The sequence below is a fragment of the Thalassotalea marina genome (assembly GCF_014656435.1).
Taxonomy (GTDB): Bacteria; Pseudomonadota; Gammaproteobacteria; order Enterobacterales; family Alteromonadaceae; genus Thalassotalea_C; species Thalassotalea_C marina.
Genome location: NZ_BNCK01000004.1, coordinates 350932 through 377742, shown reverse-complemented (window position 1 = coordinate 377742; position 26811 = coordinate 350932). Strand labels below are relative to the sequence as shown.

Here is a 26811-nt window from a genome sequence, read left to right as displayed (position 1 = left end):
ATCGTTGGAATAATTAATAGTTTATTGACATTTTTTTACGAAAAGTACAAAAAAGCCGAGCATTTTAGCTCGGCTTTGAATTCACAGCGGTTGTTAACGTTTAATAACTATCATTATGAACGTTTTGTACAGCGCGACCACTCGGATCTGCCATCTTGCTAAATGCTTCATCCCAAGCTAATGCTTGAGGTGTACTACAGGCAACAGATTTACCCCCAGGTACACATTCAGCGGCAGAAGGAAGAGGGAAGTGCTCTTCAAAAATTGCTCGATAGAAGTAAGCTTCTTTGGTATCTGGCGTGTTATGCGGAAACCTAAACTTAGCATTTTCTAACTGCTGATCAGTTACTTGCTCTTCTACATGGGCTTTTAACCCGTCAATCCACGAATAACCTACGCCGTCAGAGAACTGCTCTTTTTGACGCCATAAAATTTCTTCAGGTAAATAGCCTTCAAATGAAGAACGTAAAATACCTTTTTCAATTTTACCGTTACCACACATCTTATCTTCTGGATTAATACGCATTGCCACATCCATAAAGCTTTTATCTAGAAACGGTACTCGAGCTTCAACACCCCAAGCTGACATTGATTTGTTAGCGCGCAAACAGTCAAACATATGTAGTTTGTCTAATTTACGTAATAACTCTTCATGAAATTCCTGAGCGTTAGGCGCTTTGTGGAAGTATAAATAACCACCAAAGATTTCGTCAGCACCTTCACCTGATAACACCATTTTTATTCCCATGGCTTTAATTTTTCTGGCCATTAAATACATAGGAGTCGATGCACGAATTGTTGTTACATCGTAGGTCTCAAGGTGATAAATAACTTCTTTTAACGCGTCTATACCTTCTTGTTCGGTAAAAATCACACTGTGATGAATTGTACCAATGCTATCAGCAACTTTTTGTGCTGCAACTAAATCAGGTGAGCCTTCTAGGCCACAAGCAAAAGAGTGTACTTTTGGCCACCAAGCTTCTGATAAATCGTTTTCTTCAATACGACGTGCAGCAAACTTTTGAGTGATAGATGACACAAGTGAAGAATCCAAACCACCGGAGAGCAAAACGCCGTATGGTACATCAGTCATTAGATGGCTCTTTACCGATTCTTCTAAGGCTTCACGAAGCTTTTGCTTACTAGTGAAGTTGTCTTTAATGGCTGAAAATTCCATCCAGTTGCGTTTGTAATATTTTACTAACTCACCTGTGCGGCTATCTAATACGTGGCCAGGAGGAAACTCTTCTACGGTTTTACACATAGGCATCAAGGCTTTCATTTCTGAAGCTACATAGAAATTACCTTCTTCGTCTCTACCTGTGTAAAGCGGAATAATACCGATATGATCGCGAGCGATAACATAGCTATTTGTTGTTTCATCGTATAAACAAAAGGCAAACATGCCCTGAAGCTTATCGACAAAGCCCGTACCAAACTCTTGGTAAAGAGGTAAAATAACTTCGCAATCTGAGTGGGTTTTAAATTGATAATCAACCGTTAGCTTTTCTTCTAGCGCTTTATGGTTGTAAATTTCGCCATTTACGGCTAAAACATGGGTTTTATCTTCGTTGTATAAAGGTTGAGCACCATGTTCGGTGTCAACAATGGCAAGTCTCTCATGAACTAATATGGCGTTGTCATTACTATAAACACCAGACCAGTCAGGACCGCGATGACGTAATAAACGAGAACTTTCAATTGCTTTAGGGCGAAGGGCATCAGCCCCAGTTTTTATATCTAATATACCAAATATCGAACACATTGAAGCGCTACCTCTTGTATATGATGAATCCAAATTGTGAGTACAGTTGAAAAATGAGAAGTGTTAAAGGAGAGTTATTACTTATTTAAACGACAACTTGTTGTGCAACTGCGGGCTTTACTTTGCCACGATATCAAGAAAAATCAACTGTTAATTCATATTAAATCAAAAATTATTTTAATGATTGAATCTACTGAATAACACGCGGTTATCGTTTATAGTCAACACATTACATTTTGTTGATAGGATTTTTTATGCGTAATTTATTGCTCCTTGGGCTATTAGTGTCTTTGTCGTTAACAACGACAGCCAAGGAAAGCCAAATAACTAATTTTACCGTAGAAGAGCTACGTATCGAAAATGCGCAAAAAGAAATGCCACAGGTTTTTCAATTACTTGGCAATAATACAAAACAGTTTACTGAACAGGTTTCTCAAGCGAAAAATCTTACCACTTTAACTCAGCTAGTTATTCGTCATGGTCAAAAACTGTGGCAAGACGCAGTAATCGCTTTCAAAAATCAAGAAAACTATGATGATCGTGCACTTTATTGGGCTAGACTGCAGATGACGAAAGAGCTGCGCCAAAATAAAACTTTTCAAGGTTTGTTAGCGTTACAACAGCAGCAATTATTATGGAAGTTCGAATTAATCAGTAGAGGCCAACTTGATATAAAATTTGACCGAGGTAGTAAAAAGAAAATACTGGTGACAGGTTTTGATCCATTTTTCTTAGATCGAAATATCGGACAAAGTAACCCTTCTGGTGTTGCGGCATTAGCGCTAGATAATTTAGTCGTTAATCACTTGGGTCAAAGCGCAGAAATAGAATCCTTGATCATTCCTGTACGGTTTGCTGATTTTGACCAAGGCATGATAGAAGAGCTATTAACTCCCTATTTTCGCCAAGTAGATATGATAGTTACCATAAGTATGGGACGTGAAAACTTTGATCTTGAACGTTTTCCTAGTCTAAGGCGAAGTGCAAATGCGCCCGACAATTTAAATGTCTACACAGGTGGAACAAAAGAACTACCTGTACTACCGCTGTTATTTGAAAGTGCCTTTGTCGGACCAGAATTTGTCGAATTTAGTTTGCCTGTCGCTGCAATGCAAAAGGCAAAAGGACCATTTACTGTTAATGATAATAGAAAAGTCACGACGTTAGAGGGAATAAAAATAGCTGATTCGCTACAAGCACTGACGACACAAACCTCAGTTGAGGGCAGTGGCGGTGGTTATTTATCTAATGAAATATCTTATCGCAGTATCGTTTTAAGGGATGCACACAAGCCAACTTTGCCGGTGGGTCACATACATACGCCACGGATCAAAGGTTTTGAACCTGAGCGAACGAGAGAAATAGTAAAACAAATAAAGCAAATGTTAACTTTAACAATTAGTGATATTTGACCTTGTTGTTCCCCGTCAGCAAGGTAAAATAGCGCGCAATTTTTGTCTTAAGTTGTAATGACTATGTTTGAATTAAAATATAAAACTCCCTTTGAATGGACAGAGGCAGTGCTTGCTGACTTCGATGCATTTTTACAAGACCACGCTGCGGCAGAGAAAAAAGCCTCTGGTATGGCGGTATCTATGTTATCGCATTATCCAGATCGCAAAAATTTAGTGCGGGCAATGACCGATTTAGCGATTGAAGAACTAATTCACTTTAAACAAGTGCTTAAGTTGCTACAAGCGAGAGAAGTTCTGCTAGCTAATGATGAAAAAGACATGTACATCAAAAATATACGCAAGGTATTTAGAAATGGTAAAGATGTTTTTTTCTTAGATAGATTACTTGTAGCTGGTGTTATCGAAGCCCGTGGTCACGAGCGTTTTTCTTTAGTAGCGCAAGCGCTACCTGAGGGCAAAGAAAAGGACTTTTACGTTTCAATTGCTAAATCAGAAGAAAAGCATAAAAATCTTTTTGTTGAATTAGCCTATGAATACTTTGATAAAGCAGAAGTAGATACCAGACTTGAAGAAATACTAATTGCTGAAGCAGAAATTTGTGAAAAACTACCTTTTAGAGCAGCTCTTCACTAATGGCCATTAGTCGCCACCTTAGCAAATATTTAAACCAATACGCAGAGCCTGAAACAGCCATTTTAACGGAGTTTCCTCAGGCTCTTTGTTACCCAAATGTTGTAGTAATTCCAGCTTATAAAGAGCATGTGGCTTTTTTATCACAGTTTGCGGAACAATCTACATTTACCTCGCCTACGCTTGTTATTTTAGTCATTAATCAACCCGATGATTTAACTGAAACGACTAAACAACAAGACTTATATAATCATTGTCTTTCTTTGGGCGATATTCGTTGGAATAGGCAAGCATTTACGCTAGTTAATATCAAAAACAGTGTTTGTGACATTCTAGTTATTGATAAATTTAATCAAGGTTTACCCAGAAAAAAAGGAGTAGGCCTTGCAAGAAAAATTGGCGCTGATTGTGCTTGTCAGCTGATCAAGCAGGGTAACATAACTTCCTCTTGGATCCATTCAACGGACGCCGATGCAACCTTACCCAAAGATTACTTTGAAGCGACAAAGTCCATGGACAAGGGAGACGTTGCTGGCTGTTACAATTTTTATCATCACAGTGATGATGAATCAGTTCATCAAGCAAATGCGCAATATGAGCTCAGCTTACGTTATTATGTAGCAGGGCTGAAATATGCAAACTCGCCTTACAGCTTTTTCACTATTGGTAGTGTATTAAGCTTTAGTGCACAAGCATATGCTAATGTAAGAGGGTTTCCTAAACGTAGTGCCGGTGAAGACTTCTATTTGCTCAATAAGTTAGCCAAGCTCGGTAGGGTAGTCACCTTCGACAAAGTGGCAATAAAGCTGCAAGCGAGAACATCCGATAGAGTCCCCTTTGGTACAGGGCCAGCAGTTGAAAAAATACTTGCAAGTAAAGCGCTTGGTGAATTGTATTATTACTATCATCCTGGTGTTTTTGAAGAGTTAAAAAGTACGCTGGTACATGTAAAGGCGTTATATCAACAACGAGAGCAATTAACTTCTTGGCTAAATGGGTTAAGCACTGCATCGTGTAATGCGTTGTTAAGTTTAGATATAGAGAAGTTTGTTTACGCGCACCAAGCCTGCAACCAAGAACAATTTGAACGACAATTTACCGTATGGTTTGATGCCTTTCGGACACTAAAATTTATCCATCACTTGAGAGAACATGGTTTTGCAGACATGCCGCTTACTAAAGCAATAGACATGGCTGGATTTGAAGTAATTTAATTGTTTTTAGATTAAGCATAAGCTTGAGATTGTATTTAGAGATATAAAAAAGCCCTTCATATAGAAGGGCTTTTTATTTGCTTGAAACTATTGTTTGTTAGTCTTGAGAAAGACTGTAAACGTAAGCGCTGATCACGTGGATTTTTTGCTCACCTAAAATGTCTTTCCAAGCAGGCATTACACCAGCACGACCATAGCGGATAGAGTCTTGAACAGCACGTTCAGAGCCGCCATATAGCCAGATATTGTCGTTAAGGCGAGGCGCACCAAGTGCAATACCCATTTCAACACTACCTTGACCTTCAGCACCGTGACATGCCGCACACATTGCAAATTTAGCTTGGCCAGCTTCAACGTTACCGTCTTTAGCTTCACGTCCACTTAAGCTCAATACATATGCAGCCACATCTTTAACACCTTGGTCGCCGCCTACCATGGTTTCCCATGCGATCATACCGTTAGCAACGCGACCGTATAGTAAGGTGTGCTTGATATCTTCAGGTGTACCGCCATATAACCAGTCTTTGTCAGCTAGGTTAGGGAAGCCAGTTGTACCGCGTGCATCAGAGCCGTGACATTGTGCACAGTTTTGCAAGAATAGACGCTGACCTACTTTTAACGCTTCTTTTCTATCAACTAGATTTTTTTGCGCTGCTGTTAGGTTGTCATTGATCTCAAAATCGATTTCTTCATTTTTTGCCGCAGCAATATCTTCTACTGAAAAAGAAGCGAAGTTATTAAAAATTGGACCAAATTTTTCGTCTGCTGCTTTAACTTCCATATCGTATTCAACGATAAGGCCGTTAGCTTTTGCATATTCAGCTTTTGCGCGAGAGTCTTCAAGACTTGTTACGTCTTGGTTAGAACTACTCCAGCCGAATAGACCTTGCCAGCTACCTAAACCTGGGTACATTAGTAAATAACCAAATCCCCAGATGATAGTAATTAAGAAGAACGTACTCCACCATTTTGGTAGTGGATTATTTAATTCTTCAATGCCGTCGAATTCGTGCCCCATAGAAGCACCTTCTTCAACACCTGCGAAGTTCTTTAAGCACCAGCGCAATAATAGGTAACAACCTATCAATGTACCCAGTGTTAGAACTGTAATCCATATACTCCAGAAACTAGACATTATTATTAGTCTCCTGTTTGTTAATTTCTTCCTTGTGGTTGTCCTCTAAAATCGAATTTGCTGCTTTATCAAAGTCAGACTTACGATTTTTACTATAGGCCCACACCACAATGATGATAAATAAAGCCAAAATTATTACGGCAATGATGCCTCTAAGCGTTCCGTAATCCATAGTGTTACTTCAATGCGTGACCTAAAGACTGTAAGTAAGCGATCAAGGCTTGCATTTCTGTTTTGCCTTTCACTTCTGACTTCGCATTCTTGATGTCTTCAGCTGAGTAAAGTGGGATCGGATTGCCATTTTCATCTTTGTGGCTTCGATTTCTCGTTAAGAAATTAAACGTTTCTAACTTCTTCGCTGTTAAGTTGCCGTCTAGCTTGTTTTCTTCCAACCAAGGGAAGCCAGGCATGTTCGACTCTGGTACAACTGAACGAGGATCAATAAGGTGAGCACGGTGCCAGTCATCACTGTAACGACCACCAACGCGAGCTAGATCTGGACCAGTACGTTTAGAACCCCATAGGAATGGATGTTCCCATACATGTTCACCGGCAACCGAGTAGTGACCGTAACGCTCTGTTTCTGCACGGAATGGACGGATCATTTGACTGTGACAAACGTTACATCCTTCACGAATGTAGATGTCACGACCTTCCATTTCTAGAGCAGTATAAGGGCGTAAGTTTTCAACTGGCTGTGTTGTTTCTTTTTGGAAGAATAGCGGCGTAATTTCTACTAAACCACCAACACTGATCGCTAAAATAGTGATGATAAAGAACAAGCCTACATTTTTTTCGACTTTTTCATGTTTATTAGTCATGTTTCGTCTCCTTATGCTTGTTCTACACGCTTAAGACTACCGTCTTCAGCTGCGATTGTTTTAAACATGTTGTAAGCCATTAACAAGAAACCAGCTACTACTAATACACCACCTAAGAAGCGCATGAAGTAGAACGGGTAAGAGGCTGTTAAGCTTTCAACGAAACTGTATGTTAATGTACCGTCAGTGTTAACCGCGCGCCACATTAAGCCTTGCATTACACCTGAAATCCACATTGCTACGATGTAAAGAACGATACCCGCAGTGTGCATCCAGAAGTGAACATTGATCAGTTTTACGCTGTACATGCGGCCTTGACCGAATAATACTGGAATTAAGTGGTACATAGCACCAATTGAAACCATTGCTACCCAACCTAGTGCACCAGAGTGAACGTGACCAATTGTCCAGTCAGTGTAGTGAGATAATGCGTTAACTGATTTAATCGCCATCATTGGACCTTCAAACGTAGACATACCGTAGAAAGATAATGAAACGATTAGGAATCGTAAAATTGGGTCATGACGAAGTTTATGCCAAGCACCAGATAACGTCATGATACCGTTAATCATACCACCCCAAGAAGGAAGGAATAATACAACTGACATTACCATACCAACACTTTGTGCCCAGTCTGGAAGTGCTGTGTAGTGTAAGTGGTGAGGACCTGCCCAAATATATAATGAAACTAATGCCCAGAAGTGAACAATCGATAAACGGTAAGAATAAACCGGACGTTCAGCTTGCTTAGGAACAAAGTAGTACATCATGCCAAGGAAACCAGCAGTTAATAAGAAACCTACCGCATTATGACCGTACCACCACTGCATCATCGCATCGATAGCACCAGAGTATAATGAGTATGATTTCATCATTGAAACTGGAATTGCCATGCTGTTACCAATGTGAAGTACGGCAACAGTGATAATGAAACCACCAAAGAACCAGTTAGCTACGTAAATATGAGACGTTTTACGTTTAACTAACGTGCCGAAAAACACAATAGCATATGCAACCCAAACGACAGCAATAAGAATATCAATTGGCCATTCCAATTCTGCATATTCTTTACTTGACGTATAACCTAGAGGCAATGTAATCGCTGCTAACACGATAACGGCTTGCCAGCCCCAGAACGTGAAAGAAGCTAGTGAGCCACCAAATAGAGTTGTTTTACACGTTCTTTGTACAACGTAGTAGGAAGTAGCAAACAACGCACTTGTACCGAATGCAAAAATTACCGCATTGGTGTGGAGAGGACGTAATCGGGAGTAGGTTAACCAAGGTGTATCAAAGTTTAACGCAGGCCAAATAAGCTGCGCGGCAATAATAACACCAACTAACGTACCTACAATACCCCATATTACGGTCATTACAGTAAATTGACGTACAACATCGAAGTTATAGTCTACTGCTGACGTATCATTTTGAGTCATGGTTGGTTTTCCGCAGTTATAATTATTTAAATAGTTTCAAGTTTTGAGTATTAAGTGCTCTAGTGTAATAGTTATAGTCTAAAAACTAAACAATCACACGATGCGTCTTAAACTCGCGCGAATGATAGAATTTTTGGGGGGTAAAGTCACCCCTGATAAAGGTAAAATTTGTTTTAAATCAAAAAAAACCAGAGAAGTGTTTAATTTCTCGGCAAATAGGTGTAAATTCCACGTTTTTAATGACTTACCAGCCAATTCAATGTTTACTAAATTCTGCCAATTATTCCTAATATTAATGCTCTTGGGAGGCTGTAATAAAGCTGAGCAAACTGCGCCTGTTTCACCGCGCTGTATAGAAGGGCAAAGTCATTGCCAAATTACTATAGATGATGCAGAAGTGAGCATTACATTTAATCGCGAAAAACTGGTTGCTGAGCAAGGTTTTCAACTACTTATCAATGTAAAGTCTCCAAAAGCGATTACTTCAATCTCTGCTTATATGGAAGGCGAAGATATGTATATGGGGAAAATCCCCTTGTTATTTGAAAAGTCAGGCAAAAACCAATTTATTGCCGATGGCTTGTTTGGTAGTTGTGGCCAGCCTGAAATGACGTGGCGTGTTTGGATATTTATTAATGGTAATAAACAGCAATCACTTTCATTTACCGTGCCTAGCTATTTGCGTTAACCAATCAATAACCACAATGCAACTAACAACATTAAGCTGCCAGATACTTTATTCAAGCGCTTTACATTGTCGACACTTGTCAGCGTTCTAGCAATTGTCTTACCCCCCGTTGCGTAAATCATCATACAAACAAACTCAGATATTAATATTATTGCAATCAATACAGTAAGTTGTGGTAGTAACGCGTTACTTTGATTGATAAAAGGTGGTAATAAAGAAACCATAAATGCCCAGCCTTTAGGGTTAGCTATGGCCGTGACTAGTCCTTGAGTAAATAAGGTTAACGGCTGACGGATATTGTTTGTATTTTGTTGCTCGCTTAATGCTAGTTTACCTCGGCTTTGCCACATTTGCAGACCGAGATAAGCCAAGTAACATGCGCCAAAAAGTTTTAGCGCAAAAAACAACTTCGGAAAATTTAACAATACTGTTGCTACGCCAAGCACAGAAGCTGTGGCAACAATCGCCACACCAATTAGCTCTCCATACATCATCCACAATGTTTTTCTAACACCAATTGACATGCCTAATGTCATCGCGAGTGTCATGCACATGCCAGGAGTGAGGCTGACCAAAAAAAATGTCGGGATAAAGAGGCTTATCAAGGTTAGATCTATCATCAACTGCAACACGTACTGTAAAAAATTGAGCTAATAATAAATAACTTATATTAAAGCGAAAAGCAGTTTGTCTTAATTATTTGCTGTTTGGTCTTACAGTTAAATCTATAGCGTAAAGCTATGTAAATGACATTGTAAGGGAAAATTCAGCTAACGTACTATTATATTGAATAGAAAACCCTCAAGGTTTATGTCATGAGGTTTAAGATTGGAATGACAAATAAAACATGATGAGAAATAGAGTAAAACCTACCGTCATTAGTTTGCTTGTGGCGAGTTTAGTCGGATGTACCAGCAATAATGCTCTAGACATGAGTTTGGTCAATGTCGAAACGCCTAAACAATGGCAAGGTAGTAACGCCAAAGATAATGGGCCAATTCTGAACGATTGGTTTTTGGCGTTTAATGACAACACCTTAAATGCGCTTATTCAAAATGCCTTGTCGAATAACTATGATTTTAAGGCAAATCAATTTGCGATGCAGTTGGCTCAACAACAAGTAGTGATTTCCGGCGCAAGTTTATTGCCTGAGCTTTCTTTAAACGCGACACAGTCTCGAAAAAAGTCAGTAACTGAAACAGGAACGAAAATTAGTAATAGTGCTGATATCTCAGCAAAGCTCAGTTATGAAGTTGATTTATGGGGCAAGCTCTCTGACGAACAACGTAGAGCAAACTTGGCTCTCGCTTCAGCAAAACACAAACTCAAACATCAAGAATTGAACCTTGTTGCAACAGTTGCGCGTACCTGGTTTGATTTAGTTTCAGCTAATCAACTGTTAGCACTTTATCAGCAAAGAGCAAACAACCAAACGCGTAATCTCGATATTATTCAATCATCTTATCGGTTAGGGTTAAACCAAGCACTTGATGTGTATTTAACGCAAAACAACGTAAACAGTGAAAAAGCGCGAGTTATTGATCAACAGCATCAAGTTCAAAAGTTACAACGACAACTCGAACTTTTAATTGGCGAATATCCAAAAGGCGTATTATCTGCGCCAAACCGTTTACCGTTAATTACTAAGGATATTGCGTTAAGTGAACCTTCTCAGTTACTAACGCAGCGATTTGATATTGCGAGCAGTTGGTATGACTTATTGGCTAGTGATGCTTCACTCGCTATTGCACATAAAAAACGTTTTCCTAGTTTTACTTTAACAGCTAGCACAGGTGATAGCGCTGATAAATTAAGTAACTTGCTCGACGGTAATGCCTTAGCTTGGTCGCTACTCGGCAACATTACCGCGCCAATATTTAATAGTGGTCGTTTAGAAGCCGCTGAAAATCAAGCAGAGTTGACGCTTAGACAAAAAGAACAACGATATTTAGAACAAGTTTATCAAGCGTTTGCAGATGTAGAAAATGCAATTGGTAATCGTCAAGCGCTAAAACAACGCTATCAACATTTTCTACAAGCTAAAGAAAATGCTGAGGCAGCAGAAAAATTGGCTTTTGATCAATATATGAAGGGGCTAGTGTCCTATACATCAGTATTAGAGTCGCAGCGCCGAGCATTTGATGCACAAACACAACTCATTCAGCTAACCAATCAGCTATTACAAAACAGAATCAATTTATATGTTTCATTGGGTGGTTCAAATACCCCTTTGTTTTCCACAAACCAAACCCAGTATGAAGTGAAGAGTTAATACCATGAAAAATACGATGAAAAAATTAATATTGCCGATTGCGGTATTAGCGGGATTTATTGTGCTGGCAATGATAGTGATGAAAAACCCTCCAGAGTCTAAACGAGGTCGACCTAGCCAAGCACCGCAATTAAATGTTGATGTACAAACCATAGTACGTAAAAACTTTTCTATTGTTGTCGATAGCTATGGCACAGTAAAACCCAGAACACAAAGCGCATTACTGCCACAAGTCTCTGGCCAAATTATTGATATTTCAAAAGACTTTCGAGACGGTGGTTTTTTTGAAAAAGGTGAAGTCTTAGTCACGCTCGATGACAGAGACTTAAAAGCAGAAGTGAAAATTGCACAAGCTAATTTGTTAAGTGCCAAACAAGCCTACAGTGAAGAGCAAGCGCGTGTAGAACAAGCAAAACAAGACTGGCAGCGATTAGGAAATAGCGCAACAGCACCTGATTTGGTGTTAAGAAAGCCTCAACTAATGGCAGCAGAAGCTAAAGTATTTTCAGCCCAAGCAAGTTTAGATAAAGCCAAGCTAGCTGTTGAGCGCACTAAAATATTAGCGCCTTTTTCTGGACGAGTCCTTAACAAGCAGGTGGATATTGGGCAATTAGTCTCGCCAAGTACGCGATTGGCTGAAATCTATGCTGTTGATTATGTAGAGATCCGCCTTCCGCTGAAAAATAAAGATTTGCCTTATATGGCTTTGCCTGAAAGCACAAGGCTCAACGATGCGTCTGAGCAAAATAAACCATTAGTGACGTTTGAGTCGGGTTTGATTAAAGGACAGTACTGGACGGGTCGACTGGTTCGAACTGAAGGGGCTTATGATGAAAATTCTCAGCAGCTTTATGTTGTTGCACAAATAGACGATCCATACGGTGTTAAAACAACTAAAGGCATGCCATTAAAAATTGGACAATATGTTAGCGCCAAAATAAACGGCAAAACGGTAGATCAAGTGATCACCGTGCCAAACAAAGCCATATATCAGGGCAGTTATGTCTACATTGTAGAAAATGACTTGTTGATGCGTAAAAACATCGATATAGCTTGGCAAAATGAACAAGTTGCTATTATTGAACAAGGTTTAGAAGCAGGGCAACTTTTAGTATTAACACCACTAGGTCAAGTAACATCGGGCACCCCAGTAGCGATTAATGAGAAAGATGGCACGATTGTGACGCAAAACCTCAAAAAAAGAGGAATGAATAAACAAGGAAAAGAAGGAAAAGAGAGACGAGGCAAAGATAAAGCAGACAAAACACAACCTCAGTCTATCGCTGCTAACGGAGGTCAATCATGATCGCATGGTTTGCTAAAAATCACGTAGCTGCAAACTTGTTAATGATTTCAATTTTGTTAGCGGGTGTATTTTCCATCAATAGTAACATTCCTCTTGAAGTATTCCCTTCGTTTGAGTCTGATGTGGTTAACGTTCAAGTTAGCTTACGTGGGGCAACTCCGGAAGACGTAGAACAAGGTGTTGCTATTCGTATCGAAGAAGCAGTGCAAGATTTAGAGGGCGTAAAGAAGATCTCCAGTACGTCAGTTGAAGGTTCTGCTCGGGTTCGCATTGAAGCTGATAATGGCTACGATGCAAGAGAGTTACTTAATGATGTAAAAAGTCGCGTCGATGCAGTTAATACGTTTCCAGCTGACGCTGAAAAACCCGTTATCTCGGTTTTGCAACGCAAGCGGGAAGTAATTGCAGTAACGGTTGCTTCAATTTATGGCGAAAAAGAAATTCGTGAGTTTGCAGAGAATGTTCGTGATGATTTGTTAACGTTACCCGAAATAACTCAAGTATCACTTGATGCCGTGCGTAACTATGAAATTAACATAGAAGTAAGCCAAGAAAAACTACGTCAATATCAAATAACCTTATCTAACATTGCTGACGCGGTGAAATCGAGCTCACTAGATATTTCTGCGGGCAACGTGCGTACTGATGGCGGTGATGTATTAGTGCGAAGTAAGGGACAAGCATATCGAAAAGACGAGTTTGAAAAGATTGTCGTAAAAACTAATCCAGATGGCTCAATCATTACACTTAGAGATATTGCCATTGTTAATGATGGTTTTGAAGAAACACCGCTAAGAGCACGTTTTAATGGTAAACAAGGCGCATTGATAGAGGTTTATCGTATCGGTAACCAAAGTGCAATTGATGTTGCCGATGCGGTTAAAGCTTACATTGAAGATAAACAACCTTATTTACCGCAAGGCTTTGAACTAAGCTATTGGGATGATGACTCTGAAATAGTAAAAAGCCGTTTAAACACGCTTATTACTAATGCATTACAAGGTGGTTTCTTAGTTTTATTGCTACTGACTTTATTCCTTCGTCCATCCATTGCCTTTTGGGTATTTATTGGTATTCCAGTGAGTTTCATGGGGGCATTTATTGTGATGCCACTGTTTGATATATCTATCAATATAATGAGCTTGTTTGGCTTTATATTAGTGTTAGGTATCGTTGTTGATGACGCGATAGTCACGGGGGAGAATATCTATCGGCACAGTCAAACGGCATCTTCTGGGATAGAAGCGGCGATTAAAGGAACAGAGGAAGTCGCGACACCGGTTACCTTTGGTATTTTAACCACAGTGGCAGCATTTATTCCGTTAGGTTTTATTGAGGGCATGCGTGGCGCAATATTCAGTCAAATCCCTGTAATTGTTATACCTGTATTGCTGTTTTCATTAATTGAATCTAAGTTTGTTTTGCCTTCACATTTAAAAGGTTTGAAGCTCAGGGGTGAAAAAAAATCGTCTAAGTTAAGCCAGTGGCAACAACGCTTCGCCGATGGGTTTGAAGGGGCAATTATTAAATACTACAAACCTGTATTAGCCGTGGCGACAAAAAACCGTTTGATGACCGTGATGTTGTTTATTGGGGTATTTATTTTAATTCTATCTTTCATTATGAGTGGCTGGACGCGTTTTGTATTTTTCCCTCGCATCGCAAGTGAAACCGCGAGAGCTAATTTAGAAATGCCCGTTGGTACAAGTTATGAAGTCGTTGATAGCTACGTAGAAAAAATGGCCAATGCTGCCGCGCAATTACAAGATAAATACCGTAACGAAGATGGCAACAGCGTTATTATTAATATTTTAGCCATCACGAGAAATGAAACCGGGCGTGTACGATTTGAAATTACCCCAGCAGATAAAAATGATTCTGGTATCGGTACACCTCAATTGGTTCAAGAGTGGCGCGAACTAATTGGCAGAGTGCCGGGTGCTGAAAGCCTTACTTTTAGAGCTGAAATTGGCCGTGGTGGTAACCCCATTGATATCCAATTGGCTGCTAATGAACTTTCAACACTTAAAGTGGTATCAGAGCAAGTTAAAGATCATTTAAGAACCTACCCAACGGCTTTTGAAATTTCAGATAGTTTATCTAACGGTAAAGAAGAAATTGAAATTGAATTAACTGAGCAAGGTTATGCCATGGGCATATCTCGTACGTTAATTACTCGCCAAGTTAGGGATGCCTTTTTTGGCGCGCAAATTCAACGAATTCAGCGTGGTCGCGATGATGTGCGAGTCATCATTAAATTCCCATTGGCGGAACGTAAATCATTGGCCAATTTAAGTGATATGTTGATCAATACACCAACAGGTGGCCAAGTTCCTTTGTCTCATGTTGCCACTCTTAAGCCAGGAAAGAGCCCTTCAGCAATCAATCGAATTGATCGTTTTAGAACAGTTAACGTCACGGCCGACGTTGATAAACAAAATACTAACATGACGGTGATTAACAGTGAGTTGGCTGAGTTTTTAGATGAGCTTGTTGCTAAATATCCGGGTGTAAGTTACACACTTGAAGGTGAGGCGAGAGAGCAAAGTGAATCGTTTGGCAGTTTGGCCTATGGTTTGATCTTTGTATTTTTTATAATCTATTGTTTATTGGCAATTCCATTTAAGTCTTATATTCAGCCGTTGATTGTGATGTCTGTGATCCCATTTGGTGCGATTGGCGCTGTAGCCGGCCATTGGATTATGGGCATGGATCTTACTATCATGAGTTTCCTGGGCATGATGGCGCTTATTGGTGTCGTAGTAAATGACAGCTTAGTTTTAGTTGATTTTATTAATAAACGCCGCGCTGAAGGAGCCGAGTTAATGGAAGCGGTGTTAACTGCAGGACAATCTCGATTTAGGCCGGTCATGTTAACGTCTTTAACAACGTTTATTGGGTTAATGCCGCTATTATTTGAAAAAGCGACTCAAGCACAGTTTTTGATCCCCATGGCGGTATCCTTAGGCTTTGGTATCATTTTTGCGACCTTTATCACTTTGGTTTTAGTGCCGGTAAACTATTTATTGGTAGAAGATGCCAAAGGTTTTGTTAAACTAGCAAAAACTAAAATGTTACCTGCATAGGGAAGGTTATGGCAGAAGAAACAATATTTTCAAAAATTATTAGACAAGAAATTCCAACAGAACTCTTGTATCAAGATGAATTAGTAACGGCTTTTCGTGATATTTCACCACAAGCCAATACACATATTTTGATTATTCCTAATAAATTGATCCCAACTGTTAATGACATTGAGGCTGACGATGAATTAGCGATGGGCAGATTATTTACCGTAGCAAAAACATTGGCAGCCCAAGAGGGGATTGCTGAAGATGGCTTTCGTTTGATTATGAATTGTAATCGACACGGTGGTCAGGAGGTTTATCACATCCATATGCATTTAGTAGGTGGGGAGCCACTAGGTAAAATGCTGTCAAAAAGTTAAAAATCTGCTTAAAAGGCAAGCATTTATGCTTGCCTTATTCCTTTCTCTAATTTTAAACCTCTACCATTACGCTTAAATGAGATAAAGCGACTAATAGCTACGACTAGCTGTAATGCGTTGTTGCAATGGGTAATTCATAATTATTGTTAATGAGGCCAAACTCGGTTGTTATACCAACTCGAATAAATATTTGGCCACTTAGCGAGAATTAAAAGGGTTAGAGACAAGGCATTAATTGCAAAGACTGGTTATTCAGGAGAACATGCTCCTGCGTTCTCTAATAAGCTACATCCGTGTAGCGTCTTTGTTAAAATCAATAACACAGTCTACGAGTCTTTTAAACTCGCCCTTGGGAACTCTTAGCGCCCTGATAACTTCCCTAAATAATCGAACCATAGAGTGACTATGCTTAAATTATTTAGCTTGTTCTCAACGCGCTAATGAAGTTCTAAGTTGGTCAAACATTTAATCGAATTGGTATTAGTGGTGCGTTGGACGAAATCATTAGAAGATAAAAATCGCTTATTCTGGTTTATGCATACAGCAGGCTGGTGCGGTTTTGCTTTAGTACACTATTTAGGATCCTTACTTCACGACTTGCGTGATATCTTTACTGTGATCCTTATTTTGAATGCTTATGCCGGCTGGCTTTGTAGTATTCCACTTCGATACATCTATCGAAAAATATGGAATTTACCACCCATTCGTATAGCACTTTGGGTCATATTATGTTCTTTTATCACGGCTTTGTTTTGGCAAGTAATTAAAAACATTAACTATTGGGAAATTTATAAACACGGTTATCGTCCCGATGAGTTAATTTATTACGCTAGAAACACCATGTTTTCGTTTTCTATTATTCTCAGTTGGAGTTTGTTGTACTTTGGTACTAACTACTACCAAATGCTGCAAAAAGAAAAACAAAACGTATTAAAAGCGAATACTGTTGCTCATCAAGCACAGTTAAAAATGCTGCGATACCAGCTGAATCCACACTTTTTATTTAATACGCTAAATGCTATTTCGACACTGATCTTAATTGAAGATAACAAAACGGCTAATGGCATGGTGACAAAACTCAGTGAGTTTTTACGCTATTCATTGGATAAAGATCCGATGAAAAAAGTGACATTAGAAAGTGAACTTCAAGCATTAAAGTTGTATTTAGATATTGAAAAAGTGCGGTTTGAAGAGCGACTTCAAGTTAATTTTAATGTCGGTGAACACTGTGAAAACGCACGAGTGCCGAGCATGATTTTGCAACCTCTTGCTGAAAACGCAATTAAATATGCGATTGCTGTTCAAGAGGAAGGTGGCAGTATTAATGTTAATGTCTCTAAATTTGGCAATGATTTGTTAATCGAACTTTCAGATGATGGCCCAGGTGCGGAAATAAAAAATGGAAACCTATATCGCGAAAATGGGGTTGGTTTAGCCAATACTAGAGAAAGGCTACTAGCGCTTTATGGTAATGATTTTTCACTAGTTGTTTCCAATAATACGCCGAAAGGTGTTAAAGTTAACATCAGAATGCCTTTTGAAGTTGGAACGAATGTATGAGTAAAGAATTACGTACGATTTTAGTCGACGATGAAGCACTAGCGCGCAAAGGTTTAGCTATTCGGCTAAAAGCCCATTCTGACATCAACATCATTACAGAATGCAGTAATGGCAGAGAAGCAATAGAAGCCGTTAGGGCGTATGAGCCTGATCTCGTATTTTTAGACATTCAAATGCCGGGTTTAGATGGCTTTGAAGTAATGAACGCTATTGTTGAACAGGGAATGAAATTACCCGCTGTTATTTTTGTGACTGCCTACGACCAATACGCACTCAAAGCTTTTGAAGTACATGCATTAGATTATTTGATGAAGCCTGTTGATGAAGAAAGGCTGCAAAAGGCGTTAAATAAAGTAAGAGATAATATACTTAACAGTGAAAATGCAGAGCATAAAGAAAAGTTAGTTAAGTTAGTCAGTGATGTAACTGGCAACAATTACGAAAATATTTTGGATGACTTACAAAACAATAAACCGGTAAGTTTATCGCATTATTCTGATGTACTTGCCATAAAAGATGCCGGCGAAGTTAGTCGAGTGCCAGTTAAAGATATTTTGTGGATTGATGCAGCAGGTGACTACATGTGTGTTCATACCGATAGCAATACACACATCTTACGTAAAACGATGAAACAACTTGAAGAGTCACTAGATCCTCGAATGTTTATTCGTAGTCATCGCTCGACGATAGTCAATAAAAACTTCGTCGATAAATTTTGCAGCCAACTCAATGGTGAATACTTTCTGGTCATGAGTAATGGCAAAGAGCTAAAAGTCAGCAGAAGTTACAAAGAAAGAGTTAAACAAGCCGTTACCAGTTAACGGCTTAATTTTCGGTTTGTGCCGTAAGGGCTAAAATATTGGCTTGAGCATCAACAAGTGCAGGGTTAACCCGTTTTTTATGTAAAATGGCAATGTTGAGCGGTACTAAGTTCATGGTATTATTTAATTCAGCCGTCATGACTAAATGCTGATTGTCTATTACTGCTTGGACTGCACTGACCCCCATTTTAGTTGCTAATATCCTATCTTTTGCAACTGGTGAGCCGCCGCGTTGAATATATCCTAAAGTACATAAAGTACAATCAACTCCTGAACGCTGTGTTAATTGCTCGGCGAGCTTTTGTGCTCCACCTGGCCATAAATTTTCAGCGATAACAATTAAATGGCTGCTGTGCTTAATCTTAGCCGATTGTTCAATGCCGTCAGTTAATTGCGCTAAAGTAGCTTCTTCTTCATCCGAGTTGAAATTTTCAAATGAAATCACTTGTTCAGCAGCACAAGCTATCCCAACGTTAAAGGTAATATGTCCGCTGTGCCTTCCCATTAACTCAACGATAAACACGCGATCAAAGGCATTAGCCGTGTCCCTGATTTTATCAATCGCACGAATTGCGGTATTAATGGCTGTTGAAAAGCCAATGGTAAAATCTGTACCATCTACATCGTTATCAATAGTACCTGGAATACCGATCAGTTGACCTTTCCACGTATTGCTCAATGCCAACATTCCAGTAAAAGAGCCGTCACCCCCGATAACAATCAGCGCATCAATTTGATGTTTAGTTAACGTTTCAGTTGCCTTTATGATCCCTGATGGTAGATGCATTTCTTTACAACGGGCACTTTTAAGTATAGTCCCACCTTGGTGAATGATATTAGTGACCGATGCTATTGAAAGTGACTGAAATTCATTGAGCATTAAACCGTTAAATCCGTGTATAAAGCCAATGACTTCACAATCAAATTTATGTGCGGCTAATACAACAGCTCGAATAGCTGCATTCATGCCGGGAGCGTCACCACCACTGGTTAATAAAGCAATTCGTTTGCCCATGGATAAATCCTTGTAACAAATAAGAAAACAACTGTAACATTAAAAGCCTTTTTTTAGTTTTACAATAGGCTAATCTGTACAACAGTAGCCTTTTTTGATCTGGTTGGTTTTCATGAAAAAAATAATAATTACAATCTCTTTAATTTTATTGCTAACAGGCTGCAGTACTACTTTTGTGTACAACAACATAGATTGGTGGATTGATTGGTATGTTGACGATTATGTTGAGTTAAGTAAACAACAACAAAAAGCGTTTGATGCTGCATTAACTGAACTGCATGATTGGCATAGAGAAACGCAATTGCCTGAATACGTGAATCAGTTGATATCACTAAAAGAACAAGTAAACCGTGGCATCACTGAGCAAGAGCTTGTTGAACATCAAGAAGCAGTGAGAGTGCATTGGAAAACATTAATGACAAAAGCTGCCCCCGAAATTGCTAAGCTTTCAAAAATGTTGACCAAAGAACAAATCAAAGATCTTAAAGGCAACATTGAAAAAGACAACCAAAAGAAGTGGCGTGAGTTTGAAGCTTTATCCATGAAAGAATGGCGAAAAGAGCGTCAAGATGAACAAATACAAGACTTAAAAGAGTGGGTAGGTAAACTAGATGACAAGCAAAAAGCAAAAATTAACGAACTTTCATTAGGTTACCAACGTACTTTTATTCACTGGATGGAGTATAGAGAACAATGGCAAGGTGTCTTTTTCGATTTAATTGACAATGAGCAACTCAGCAAAAACTATGTATTGGCACTTTCTGACTTAATGATCAATGGTAGAGATAAATACCGAACTGACGAGTACCTAGAAATTTCAAATGCTAACAATAAGGTTGCTCAGTCCATCATGCTGTACCAGTTAACCAACCTCTCATCTAAACAAAAGCGTAAATTTAATCGTGAAATTGAAAATTTGATTGAAGATCTTACTGACTTGATAACTGATTAAACCACAAGATAATTAGTTAAAAGTTTAAGTTACAAATTTATTATTCATTTAAGTATGTTGATTAGCGGGCATTATTGTTCATTAGATTGGTTGAAAAGTATGCTCTAAATGCGAGAAACTGACCTATAACAGGTGTCGTAACATGACTTTCTTGAGCAAGCCAATCAAAGTGCCATAATTTTTCATCAAGTGTGCTGGCTTTAAATGATTCATGCAGTTGTAGAATTGGTCTTTTTAACTTAAATCCTTCGTCTCCGATATTTACGTATAAAAATTTAGTTAATTGAGTTTTCTGAATTTGTACTAATAGTTTATTTAGAACTAAGTCATTGTCCCACCGTAAACTCGGGCTAAAAGTAAAATAGGCATCAAATAAATCTGGTTGCTCTACTAACGTATCAATAGCAAATAACCCACCATATGAATGACCTGACAAATATCGTTTGTCGTTTGTTCTATATGTTTGGGCGACATGTGGGATGAGCTCTTCGGCAATGAATCTCCTAAAATGACTTGCTCCTCCTGAGTTGGCAACAGAACTTACTACTGAAGGCGTTAAATCACGATTTCTATTGGTGTTATGGATGCCGACAATGAGCAATTCTGGCATTTGCTGGTAACCTGCTAAGACTAACTGACTACCGGCTGCGTGCAGCAGATGTGCATTGCCATCCAGTACATATAAAACGTCATATTTTTTATTGGTGTTAACTTGGTAGGTTCTAGGTAGGTATATATCAATTCGGCGGGATTCATTTAATACCTTTGAGTACAGTTGTATTTGTTCGCCAATGACTAAAGGTATATTTGCCATTGCATGAGTGCTGAAATATAAAAAACTGACTATCAGTATTTTTAGCATGATCTTGTTATCTAGTATTACGCTTGTAATCTAAAATAGTAGAACGAAACACATTCATTGACAAGTGAAGTGTGATTTTTGACCATTGAAAGTAATCGCTGCCACTACTTGAAAAAAACGTTAATTTAACACTTTAATGATTCACATTATTATTTATAATGATTTTGTTAAACCAATGTAAATTGGCGATTTACATAACAATAATAAACAAAACTGGGTAAACCATGTTTTGACAAGGGATGTGAGGAAGTAAAGTTTGAAAAAGCTCATATATTCACTATTAGTAACTGGATGTTATATCGCATACACACCAATAACTTTTGCACTTAATACCAATCAAGAAGATCAGAAAAACTTTGCCAAACAAGCGGAATATAGTGCACATTCTGCATATAAATTAGGGCTAGCTTATTTACATGGAAAAGATGGTGTAAATAAGGATCTTAATGAAGCTGTTAAGTTGTTTGAACGATTGGTGCATGAGTTGGGTTTTAGTGAATTTAGTGCCAAGTCTGCCTATATTTTGGCGGTTTTGAACATGGGCAAATATGGGCACGAGACTAACCTTAAAAAATCAGAAAAATATTTTTTCATTGCCAGTAAATCTTCTACCGAAGCTCTGTATCCAGATGCTCCCTACCACTATGCAATGCTCACTCACGATGACAGTGAATATATTAAATCATTAGAAAAGTCTGCATTTCTTGGTTATGTGCCGGCCATGCTTGAACTAGCAAATGCACATATGAAGAAGGAGCGAATTAAAGGCAATGTAAATGCTATGATCAGGTGGTTAAGAATGGCTGCCGATAATGACCACGTGCCAGCACAAGCATTACTTGGGCGGATGTATTTTAAAGGCGACCATGTTTATCAAGATTATAAAAGGGCGTTTACTTATTTATTAAAAGCGGCGGAGCAGGGAAATAGTGATGCACAAGCCAATTTAGGGCTGATCTATAAGTTAGGACTAGAACACAAAGTTGATTTTGCTAAAGCAAGCCACTGGTTTAAAGAAAGTTATCGTGGAGGTAACTTGGATGCAGGCGAAAATTACGCCGGCATTTTGCTTGATTCTGTCAATCATGAGGAAGTCAAAAAAGGGATTGATGTGCTGAGTGATATCGCGGAACAAGGCTCTCGTTCTGCAGCACAAAAATTAATTGCCATATATCAAGAAGGCAAACTGATCGAGAAAAATGAACAACAACTTGTTTATTGGCAAAAGTTGTATGCTCAAACGAGCGATGAAAACTCAGGTATTATCGGTTTAAACCAGTCAGAGCAAGGTGAAGTCGTCGTGTTTACAACGTCTGTGGAAGCGGTCGAATTACATAAAAAGGGCTGGGAACACTTTCAAAAGGGTAAGTATCAACAAGCAATCCCTTATTTGGAGCAGGCAGCAATGTTAGATCTTCCAGTTGCACAACTTGACTTAGGTTTGGCCTTTATTAAAAAGGCTCAGTCAGAAAATGATAGCGAGTCATATTTAAAAGCATTTGCTTGGGTAAAAATAGCGGCGAACAACAAGCAAGATCAAGCCAATGTTTTGTTGAAAAATTTAGAGGATTCATTCGATATTCGCATGTTAGAGAGTGCACTTGTTCAATATAAAATTATTAAAGGAAACCTTGAAGATAATTAACCCTTCCACAGAACAAAAACATATAGGTTTTATCTCGTTTGTTATTATCTGGCGCATTAATGTCGACAATATGAGATTTGTAAACCTAGGCCATGGGATAACATGAGCTTACAATTGATTATTTAAAAAAAACAATTGTGTAGATATGATTTATAAACTTATAAATGCTTTGTAAAAACGTGCAAAGCAATTGATAAAAATAATCGCCTTATGATTGAATTTAGCGGCTTTATTGCCACGGTTTTGCCCATTGCTTTGTCGCCCGGTACGAGTTTTATTCTTGCAATGTCCAATGTATCTAAAGTTGGTTTTAAAGGTATTTGGCCTGTTGTAATTGGTTCAGGTATCGGAATTAGTATTCACAGTATGTTAGCGGGAGTAGGGGTTTCAACGCTGTTGAACCATCACCCTTTTATTTTCCGATTGTTACAGCTTATGGGAATTCTGTTTTTAACGTATTTAGGAGTAAAGCTAATATTCGCCAGTTATATTAAAAAGGACGCTCAAAAAGCGCTTCAACAAGACGTTATTGGTATTCGATCTGCGTTAACTTTAAATCTTGTCAATGTACGTGCCATTATTCTTTATATGACGGTAATTCCACTTTTTGCTGGCGCGAGTATTGGTAACTTTTTAATACTTTCAACCATTCACGTTGGCATCTTATCTGCTTGGTTAGCACTCATCGCAATGTTGTTAATTAAACTGCAAGATAAGTTACAACTTCATCAAGTAAGCCGAGTAATTAATGCCTTAGGTGGGTTCACTTTATGTGTAATTGCGCTAAACCTGTTACTAGATATGAACCGACTATAAAGCTATTAAATAAATGTTAGTCTACAATTAGTAGCCATTAAACACGGTATAGCTAGGTTACTATCATGCAATATATTGACGGTTTTGTTACAGCGGTTCCTACTGAAAATAAAGAAAAATATATCGCCCACGCAAAAGAGGCATCTGATTTATTAAAAAAATATGGTGCGCTTAAACTGGTGGAATGTTGGGGAGATGATGTTCCAGAAGGCAAGTTAACATCCTTTCCAATGGCAGTAAAATGTAAACCTGAAGAAACTGTGGTTTTTTCATGGGTTGTTTGGCCATCAAAGGATGTTAGAGATCGCGGAATGGAAGCCGTTGTTGCAGACCCTCTGATGAAAGTGATGGAAATGCCTTTTGATACCAAACGTATTATTTTTGGTGGCTTTCAAGTTGTACTTGATAGCTAAACCAGTTCACAGTTACCTGCTACTTTATCCTTTGCAACGTCATCTTTAAGACAGACATGAGTTTTAGTTAACTTTTGGCTGGAACTCAATGCATTTCTTCACTGCAGCGTCACTAGTTGCGTTCAAGAAACCATTCATTTTTTATCATGAACAAAAATCACACAAATAAATGTTGATCAATATATTGTATACAATATAATCAAATTGCTCGCTCAACAAAAAACAACGATAAAAACAGAAAGGATACGTAATGAAAAATAAAAACCGTTTGTTGTTGCCATCGATTATTCTAAGCGCTGTTACTTACGGCAACGCATATGCAATGCAGGATAGCGTAGACATAATCACGAAAGCGACAGGACAAAAATTATCTGCTGATCATATGCATCGCTTAAGTAAAAATGATACCGTTGGATTTAACCCGCCAAGACAAGTTTCACCAAAACAATTCGAATTACTTTTGCAAAATAATCATTCTATTGACGATGTTTATCTGACGAAGCATACAAAAACAGCACTAGAATCTAAGACGAGTGATAGCTTAACAGCGGTATCGATAGGTTGTAGCTCGCCCAATGAACTTGAAGGCTTAACTGGTCAGGCACTGATTACAGCTGTGAAGTCAGGAAACTTAACTACTTGTTTATATGGTTTATTTAACTCGAACTTTGTTGGTACGTCATTATTTTCTGACGCTAGTATTCAATCTATTGCCCAAGGAATCGTAGATCACCTTGCTGAATATGATGGTACTGAACAAACAGGGGCAGCTGAGTTAGAAAAGTTGGTGATTTACCTTAGAGCAATGCATTGGGCAGAGTGGGGCAATAACAGGCAATTTACTCAGGAATATAAAGACACTTTAAAGCAAGCCTTTAACTTGTATTTTGCCGGAACGCATTTTACTAATTTTAAAGGCCAGGCATCCAGAAATTTTATGGTTCGTTACGAAATGCTCATTCTGTTAAGAAGCTCAGGAACGAACAATATTGAATTTTTGCCTCGTCTAACGGATGCTTTGATTGGCTACGCGGAAACCGTGTCAACAAATAATGATTGGGGTGTGTATTATGAAGAAAATGGACTGACGCAAGTTTTAACACACTTGTTTAATGCTTCAGAACAACAAACTCAGGCATTAGAGCAAGCTGTATTGGCTAACCCAAAAATCATTCAAAATCTTGTTGATTTTGTGAGTAATAAAGGATTGTGGTTAGTTGGCCATACCCGAGAATATCAATGGGGAGACGCGGTTAATGAGTTAAGTCGTTTCTTAAGATACGGTGGAACAATTGCACAATCTGTAAGACCCACAATTCAAGGTGTATTAGAGAGCTATTCCTATCAGGGAGCTGGAAGTTCAGGCTGGTTGAAGGCCCAAGCAGCTGTCACTCACTATGATGCCCAAAACTGTGAACTGTATGGAGATGCATGCAGCTTTGATTTAGAGGCTGCAATTTTATCTGGTAATCACGTTTGTAGTACGACGTTAAAGTTGCGATTCCAAAAACCAATTAGTAACGAGAATCTTATTGGAATCTGTGCGAGTTTAGCGGGTCAAGAACAAGAATTTCACCAACTCTTTAATACACAATCCAATGCGCCAGTTGCCAATGATAACAATGAAGACCTAGAAGTAGTTATTTTTAGTTCATATTCCGATTATGATAATTATGCAGGGAGCTTTTTTGGCATAAATACTGACAACGGAGGCATGTATTTAGAAGGAACTCCATGGGCTAACGGTAATCAGGCTCGTTTTATTGCACATCAAGCGACTTGGCTGCCTGATTTTAAAGTTTGGAATCTAGAACATGAATATATTCACTATTTAGATGGCCGATTTAACAAATGGGGCGGATTTAATGACCAACCAGCGAATACCGTTTGGTGGGGCGAGGGGCTAGCTGAATATTTGTCTCAGCCCAACAACAATCCAAACGCGTTAGCAGTAGCAACTCAAGGCACATATTCTCTAAGTGAGTTATTCCAAACAACTTACGAAAATAGCGATACCAGCAGAACCTATTATTGGGGGTATTTAGCTACGCGCTTTATGATGGAAAACAAAGCGTCTGCTGTGGAAGGTGACTTACTAGCCAACTTTCGTGCTCCTAAATATGTTGTTGCGACAGGGGAATGTCAATTTGAATGGAGTTGGAAGTTAAAACAAGAAGCCATTGAAAATAGTTGGTATTGGGCGTATGACGATAGTGAATGGTCGTCAGGAAGTTGGGTATGGACGTGCGGTCAACCAGAGCCTGAAGATACTGAGGTTCCAAGTTTTACCCCTTATAGTGAAATTCTAGAATCTTGGGGTACGTCATTTGACAATGAATTTACACAATGGTTGGTGTGTCTGGTTGAAGGCGAAGGCATTTGTTCTGGCATCGAGCCAAACCCAGCCGATTTAGACGGTAACAATCAGGTTGATATACGAGATATTAACCTGTTCATTTCTTTATTAAAAACCTCATCAGATATTGATCTGCAATATGATTTTAATCAAGACGGGCTCGTTGATAGACGTGACGTAAGAGCAATGATGGCGACATGTGATTTACCACGTTGTGTGATCTCACAATAAATATAATTAG

General features: G+C 38.8%; 23 protein-coding genes. 15 read left to right on the top strand and 8 right to left on the bottom strand.

The genetic code is table 11. From position 1 onward, the window contains the following. Window positions 1–100 precede the first annotated feature (100 nt). Window positions 101–1765, bottom strand: coding sequence for an asparagine synthase B (asnB, locus tag IE199_RS10920; protein WP_189770241.1), 1665 nt, complete (start codon window positions 1763–1765; stop codon window positions 101–103). Window positions 1766–2019: 254 nt separating this feature from the next. Between asnB and IE199_RS10915 the strand changes: the two genes are divergently transcribed. The 3 genes from IE199_RS10915 (at window position 2020) to IE199_RS10905 (ending at window position 5024) form a co-directional block, all read left to right on the top strand. Further along, on the top strand, window positions 2020–3177 hold the full coding sequence (locus tag IE199_RS10915; protein ID WP_189770240.1) for a PA0049 C-terminal domain-containing protein: 1158 nt from the start codon (window positions 2020–2022) through the stop codon (window positions 3175–3177). A 63-nt stretch (window positions 3178–3240) separates the two neighbouring features. Further along, window positions 3241–3813: a MiaE family protein gene (locus IE199_RS10910; protein WP_189770238.1), complete on the top strand. Its 573-nt coding sequence runs from the start codon at window positions 3241–3243 to the stop codon at window positions 3811–3813. Next, window positions 3813–5024, top strand: coding sequence for a glycosyltransferase family 2 protein (locus IE199_RS10905; protein WP_189770236.1), 1212 nt, complete (start codon window positions 3813–3815; stop codon window positions 5022–5024). Before IE199_RS10910 ends, IE199_RS10905 begins: the two co-directional genes overlap by 1 nt. Window positions 5025–5121: 97 nt before the next feature. Here IE199_RS10905 and IE199_RS10900 read toward each other — a convergent pair whose 3' ends face one another. The 4 genes from IE199_RS10900 to ccoN are packed head-to-tail and all read right to left on the bottom strand — an operon-like array spanning window position 5122 to window position 8416. Continuing rightward, complete coding sequence (locus tag IE199_RS10900) at window positions 5122–6159, bottom strand: c-type cytochrome (RefSeq protein ID WP_189770234.1); 1038 nt, start codon at window positions 6157–6159, stop codon at window positions 5122–5124. Further along, window positions 6152–6331 (bottom strand): cbb3-type cytochrome oxidase subunit 3, encoded by a 180-nt coding sequence (locus tag IE199_RS10895; RefSeq protein WP_189770232.1) that lies wholly within the window; start codon window positions 6329–6331, stop codon window positions 6152–6154. Before IE199_RS10895 ends, IE199_RS10900 begins: the two co-directional genes overlap by 8 nt. 4 nt (window positions 6332–6335) lie before the next feature. Continuing rightward, window positions 6336–6980 carry a cytochrome-c oxidase, cbb3-type subunit II gene (ccoO, locus tag IE199_RS10890; protein ID WP_189770230.1) on the bottom strand — a complete coding sequence of 215 codons (645 nt, stop codon included), beginning with the start codon at window positions 6978–6980 and terminating at the stop codon, window positions 6336–6338. Window positions 6981–6991: 11 nt separating this feature from the next. Continuing rightward, window positions 6992–8416, bottom strand: a complete 1425-nt coding sequence (gene ccoN / locus IE199_RS10885; protein WP_189770228.1) for a cytochrome-c oxidase, cbb3-type subunit I — start codon at window positions 8414–8416, stop codon at window positions 6992–6994. A gap of 259 nt (window positions 8417–8675) precedes the next feature. Between ccoN and IE199_RS10880 the strand changes: the two genes are divergently transcribed. Then, window positions 8676–9104, top strand: coding sequence for a hypothetical protein (locus IE199_RS10880; protein ID WP_189770226.1), 429 nt, complete (start codon window positions 8676–8678; stop codon window positions 9102–9104). Here IE199_RS10880 and IE199_RS10875 read toward each other — a convergent pair. Next, window positions 9101–9724 (bottom strand): LysE family translocator, encoded by a 624-nt coding sequence (locus IE199_RS10875; RefSeq protein ID WP_189770224.1) that lies wholly within the window; start codon window positions 9722–9724, stop codon window positions 9101–9103. The genes IE199_RS10880 and IE199_RS10875 overlap by 4 nt on opposite strands. Window positions 9725–9951: 227 nt before the next feature. Here IE199_RS10875 and IE199_RS10870 point away from each other — a divergent pair, with 227 nt between their 5' ends. The 6 genes from IE199_RS10870 (at window position 9952) to IE199_RS10845 (ending at window position 18511) form a co-directional block, all read left to right on the top strand. Beyond that, window positions 9952–11376, top strand: coding sequence for an efflux transporter outer membrane subunit (locus IE199_RS10870; RefSeq protein ID WP_189770222.1), 1425 nt, complete (start codon window positions 9952–9954; stop codon window positions 11374–11376). 16 nt (window positions 11377–11392) lie between these two features. Continuing rightward, window positions 11393–12682, top strand: coding sequence for an efflux RND transporter periplasmic adaptor subunit (locus IE199_RS10865; RefSeq protein WP_229854662.1), 1290 nt, complete (start codon window positions 11393–11395; stop codon window positions 12680–12682). Then, entirely contained in the window at window positions 12679–15768 is a 3090-nt protein-coding gene (locus IE199_RS10860) for an efflux RND transporter permease subunit (protein ID WP_189770219.1), read from the top strand. Before IE199_RS10865 ends, IE199_RS10860 begins: the two co-directional genes overlap by 4 nt. An 8-nt stretch (window positions 15769–15776) precedes the next feature. Then, window positions 15777–16130, top strand: a complete 354-nt coding sequence (gene hinT / locus IE199_RS10855) for a purine nucleoside phosphoramidase (protein WP_189770218.1) — start codon at window positions 15777–15779, stop codon at window positions 16128–16130. A 483-nt stretch (window positions 16131–16613) separates the two neighbouring features. Next, window positions 16614–17690: a sensor histidine kinase gene (locus tag IE199_RS10850; RefSeq protein WP_189770592.1), complete on the top strand. Its 1077-nt coding sequence runs from the start codon at window positions 16614–16616 to the stop codon at window positions 17688–17690. Beyond that, window positions 17687–18511, top strand: a complete 825-nt coding sequence (locus IE199_RS10845; protein ID WP_189770216.1) for a LytR/AlgR family response regulator transcription factor — start codon at window positions 17687–17689, stop codon at window positions 18509–18511. The genes IE199_RS10850 and IE199_RS10845 overlap by 4 nt, the downstream gene beginning before the upstream one ends. A 4-nt stretch (window positions 18512–18515) precedes the next feature. Here IE199_RS10845 and IE199_RS10840 read toward each other — a convergent pair whose 3' ends face one another. After that, a complete protein-coding gene (locus IE199_RS10840) occupies window positions 18516–19526 on the bottom strand; it encodes a 6-phosphofructokinase (protein ID WP_189770214.1) in 1011 nt (336 codons plus the stop codon). Window positions 19527–19638: 112 nt separating this feature from the next. On the opposite strand from IE199_RS10840, the gene IE199_RS10835 reads away from it, so the two are divergent. Continuing rightward, window positions 19639–20478, top strand: coding sequence for a DUF6279 family lipoprotein (locus IE199_RS10835; protein WP_189770212.1), 840 nt, complete (start codon window positions 19639–19641; stop codon window positions 20476–20478). Between the two features lie 61 nt (window positions 20479–20539). Here the strand turns inward: IE199_RS10835 and IE199_RS10830 are convergent, their stop codons facing one another. Continuing rightward, a complete protein-coding gene (locus IE199_RS10830) occupies window positions 20540–21292 on the bottom strand; it encodes an alpha/beta hydrolase (RefSeq protein WP_189770204.1) in 753 nt (250 codons plus the stop codon). 304 nt (window positions 21293–21596) lie between these two features. On the opposite strand from IE199_RS10830, the gene IE199_RS10825 reads away from it, so the two are divergent. The 4 genes from IE199_RS10825 to IE199_RS10810 all read left to right on the top strand — a co-directional run bounded on the left by IE199_RS10825 (window position 21597) and on the right by IE199_RS10810 (window position 26801). Next, entirely contained in the window at window positions 21597–22985 is a 1389-nt protein-coding gene (locus IE199_RS10825; RefSeq protein WP_189770202.1) for a tetratricopeptide repeat protein, read from the top strand. Window positions 22986–23195: 210 nt separating this feature from the next. Next, the gene (locus IE199_RS10820; protein WP_189770200.1) at window positions 23196–23801 is read left to right on the top strand and encodes a LysE family translocator; all 606 of its coding nucleotides are present in this window, start codon (window positions 23196–23198) and stop codon (window positions 23799–23801) included. Between the two features lie 65 nt (window positions 23802–23866). Then, the gene (locus IE199_RS10815; RefSeq protein ID WP_189770198.1) at window positions 23867–24214 is read left to right on the top strand and encodes a DUF1428 domain-containing protein; all 348 of its coding nucleotides are present in this window, start codon (window positions 23867–23869) and stop codon (window positions 24212–24214) included. Window positions 24215–24464: 250 nt separating this feature from the next. Beyond that, window positions 24465–26801 carry a collagenase gene (locus IE199_RS10810; RefSeq protein ID WP_189770196.1) on the top strand — a complete coding sequence of 779 codons (2337 nt, stop codon included), beginning with the start codon at window positions 24465–24467 and terminating at the stop codon, window positions 26799–26801. The last annotated feature ends 10 nt before the right edge of the window (window positions 26802–26811 follow it).

What these genes read in the sequence shown, in the direction of transcription:
- IE199_RS10860 (WP_189770219.1), top strand. Translation starts at nt 12,679, where the DNA reads ATGATCGCATGGTTTGCTAAAAATCACGTAGCTGCAAACTTGTTAATG.
- IE199_RS10810 (WP_189770196.1), top strand. Translation starts at nt 24,465, where the DNA reads ATGAAAAATAAAAACCGTTTGTTGTTGCCATCGATTATTCTAAGCGCT.
- ccoN (WP_189770228.1), bottom strand. Translation starts at nt 8,416, where the DNA reads ATGACTCAAAATGATACGTCAGCAGTAGACTATAACTTCGATGTTGTA.
- IE199_RS10820 (WP_189770200.1), top strand. Translation starts at nt 23,196, where the DNA reads ATGATTGAATTTAGCGGCTTTATTGCCACGGTTTTGCCCATTGCTTTG.
- IE199_RS10830 (WP_189770204.1), bottom strand. Translation starts at nt 21,292, where the DNA reads ATGGCAAATATACCTTTAGTCATTGGCGAACAAATACAACTGTACTCA.
- IE199_RS10880 (WP_189770226.1), top strand. Translation starts at nt 8,676, where the DNA reads ATGTTTACTAAATTCTGCCAATTATTCCTAATATTAATGCTCTTGGGA.
- IE199_RS10870 (WP_189770222.1), top strand. Translation starts at nt 9,952, where the DNA reads ATGATGAGAAATAGAGTAAAACCTACCGTCATTAGTTTGCTTGTGGCG.
- IE199_RS10840 (WP_189770214.1), bottom strand. Translation starts at nt 19,526, where the DNA reads ATGGGCAAACGAATTGCTTTATTAACCAGTGGTGGTGACGCTCCCGGC.
- hinT (WP_189770218.1), top strand. Translation starts at nt 15,777, where the DNA reads ATGGCAGAAGAAACAATATTTTCAAAAATTATTAGACAAGAAATTCCA.
- IE199_RS10865 (WP_229854662.1), top strand. Translation starts at nt 11,393, where the DNA reads ATGAAAAAATTAATATTGCCGATTGCGGTATTAGCGGGATTTATTGTG.
- IE199_RS10815 (WP_189770198.1), top strand. Translation starts at nt 23,867, where the DNA reads ATGCAATATATTGACGGTTTTGTTACAGCGGTTCCTACTGAAAATAAA.
- IE199_RS10910 (WP_189770238.1), top strand. Translation starts at nt 3,241, where the DNA reads ATGTTTGAATTAAAATATAAAACTCCCTTTGAATGGACAGAGGCAGTG.
- IE199_RS10835 (WP_189770212.1), top strand. Translation starts at nt 19,639, where the DNA reads ATGAAAAAAATAATAATTACAATCTCTTTAATTTTATTGCTAACAGGC.
- IE199_RS10900 (WP_189770234.1), bottom strand. Translation starts at nt 6,159, where the DNA reads ATGTCTAGTTTCTGGAGTATATGGATTACAGTTCTAACACTGGGTACA.
- ccoO (WP_189770230.1), bottom strand. Translation starts at nt 6,980, where the DNA reads ATGACTAATAAACATGAAAAAGTCGAAAAAAATGTAGGCTTGTTCTTT.
- IE199_RS10845 (WP_189770216.1), top strand. Translation starts at nt 17,687, where the DNA reads ATGAGTAAAGAATTACGTACGATTTTAGTCGACGATGAAGCACTAGCG.
- IE199_RS10875 (WP_189770224.1), bottom strand. Translation starts at nt 9,724, where the DNA reads ATGATAGATCTAACCTTGATAAGCCTCTTTATCCCGACATTTTTTTTG.
- IE199_RS10905 (WP_189770236.1), top strand. Translation starts at nt 3,813, where the DNA reads ATGGCCATTAGTCGCCACCTTAGCAAATATTTAAACCAATACGCAGAG.
- asnB (WP_189770241.1), bottom strand. Translation starts at nt 1,765, where the DNA reads ATGTGTTCGATATTTGGTATATTAGATATAAAAACTGGGGCTGATGCC.
- IE199_RS10895 (WP_189770232.1), bottom strand. Translation starts at nt 6,331, where the DNA reads ATGGATTACGGAACGCTTAGAGGCATCATTGCCGTAATAATTTTGGCT.
- IE199_RS10915 (WP_189770240.1), top strand. Translation starts at nt 2,020, where the DNA reads ATGCGTAATTTATTGCTCCTTGGGCTATTAGTGTCTTTGTCGTTAACA.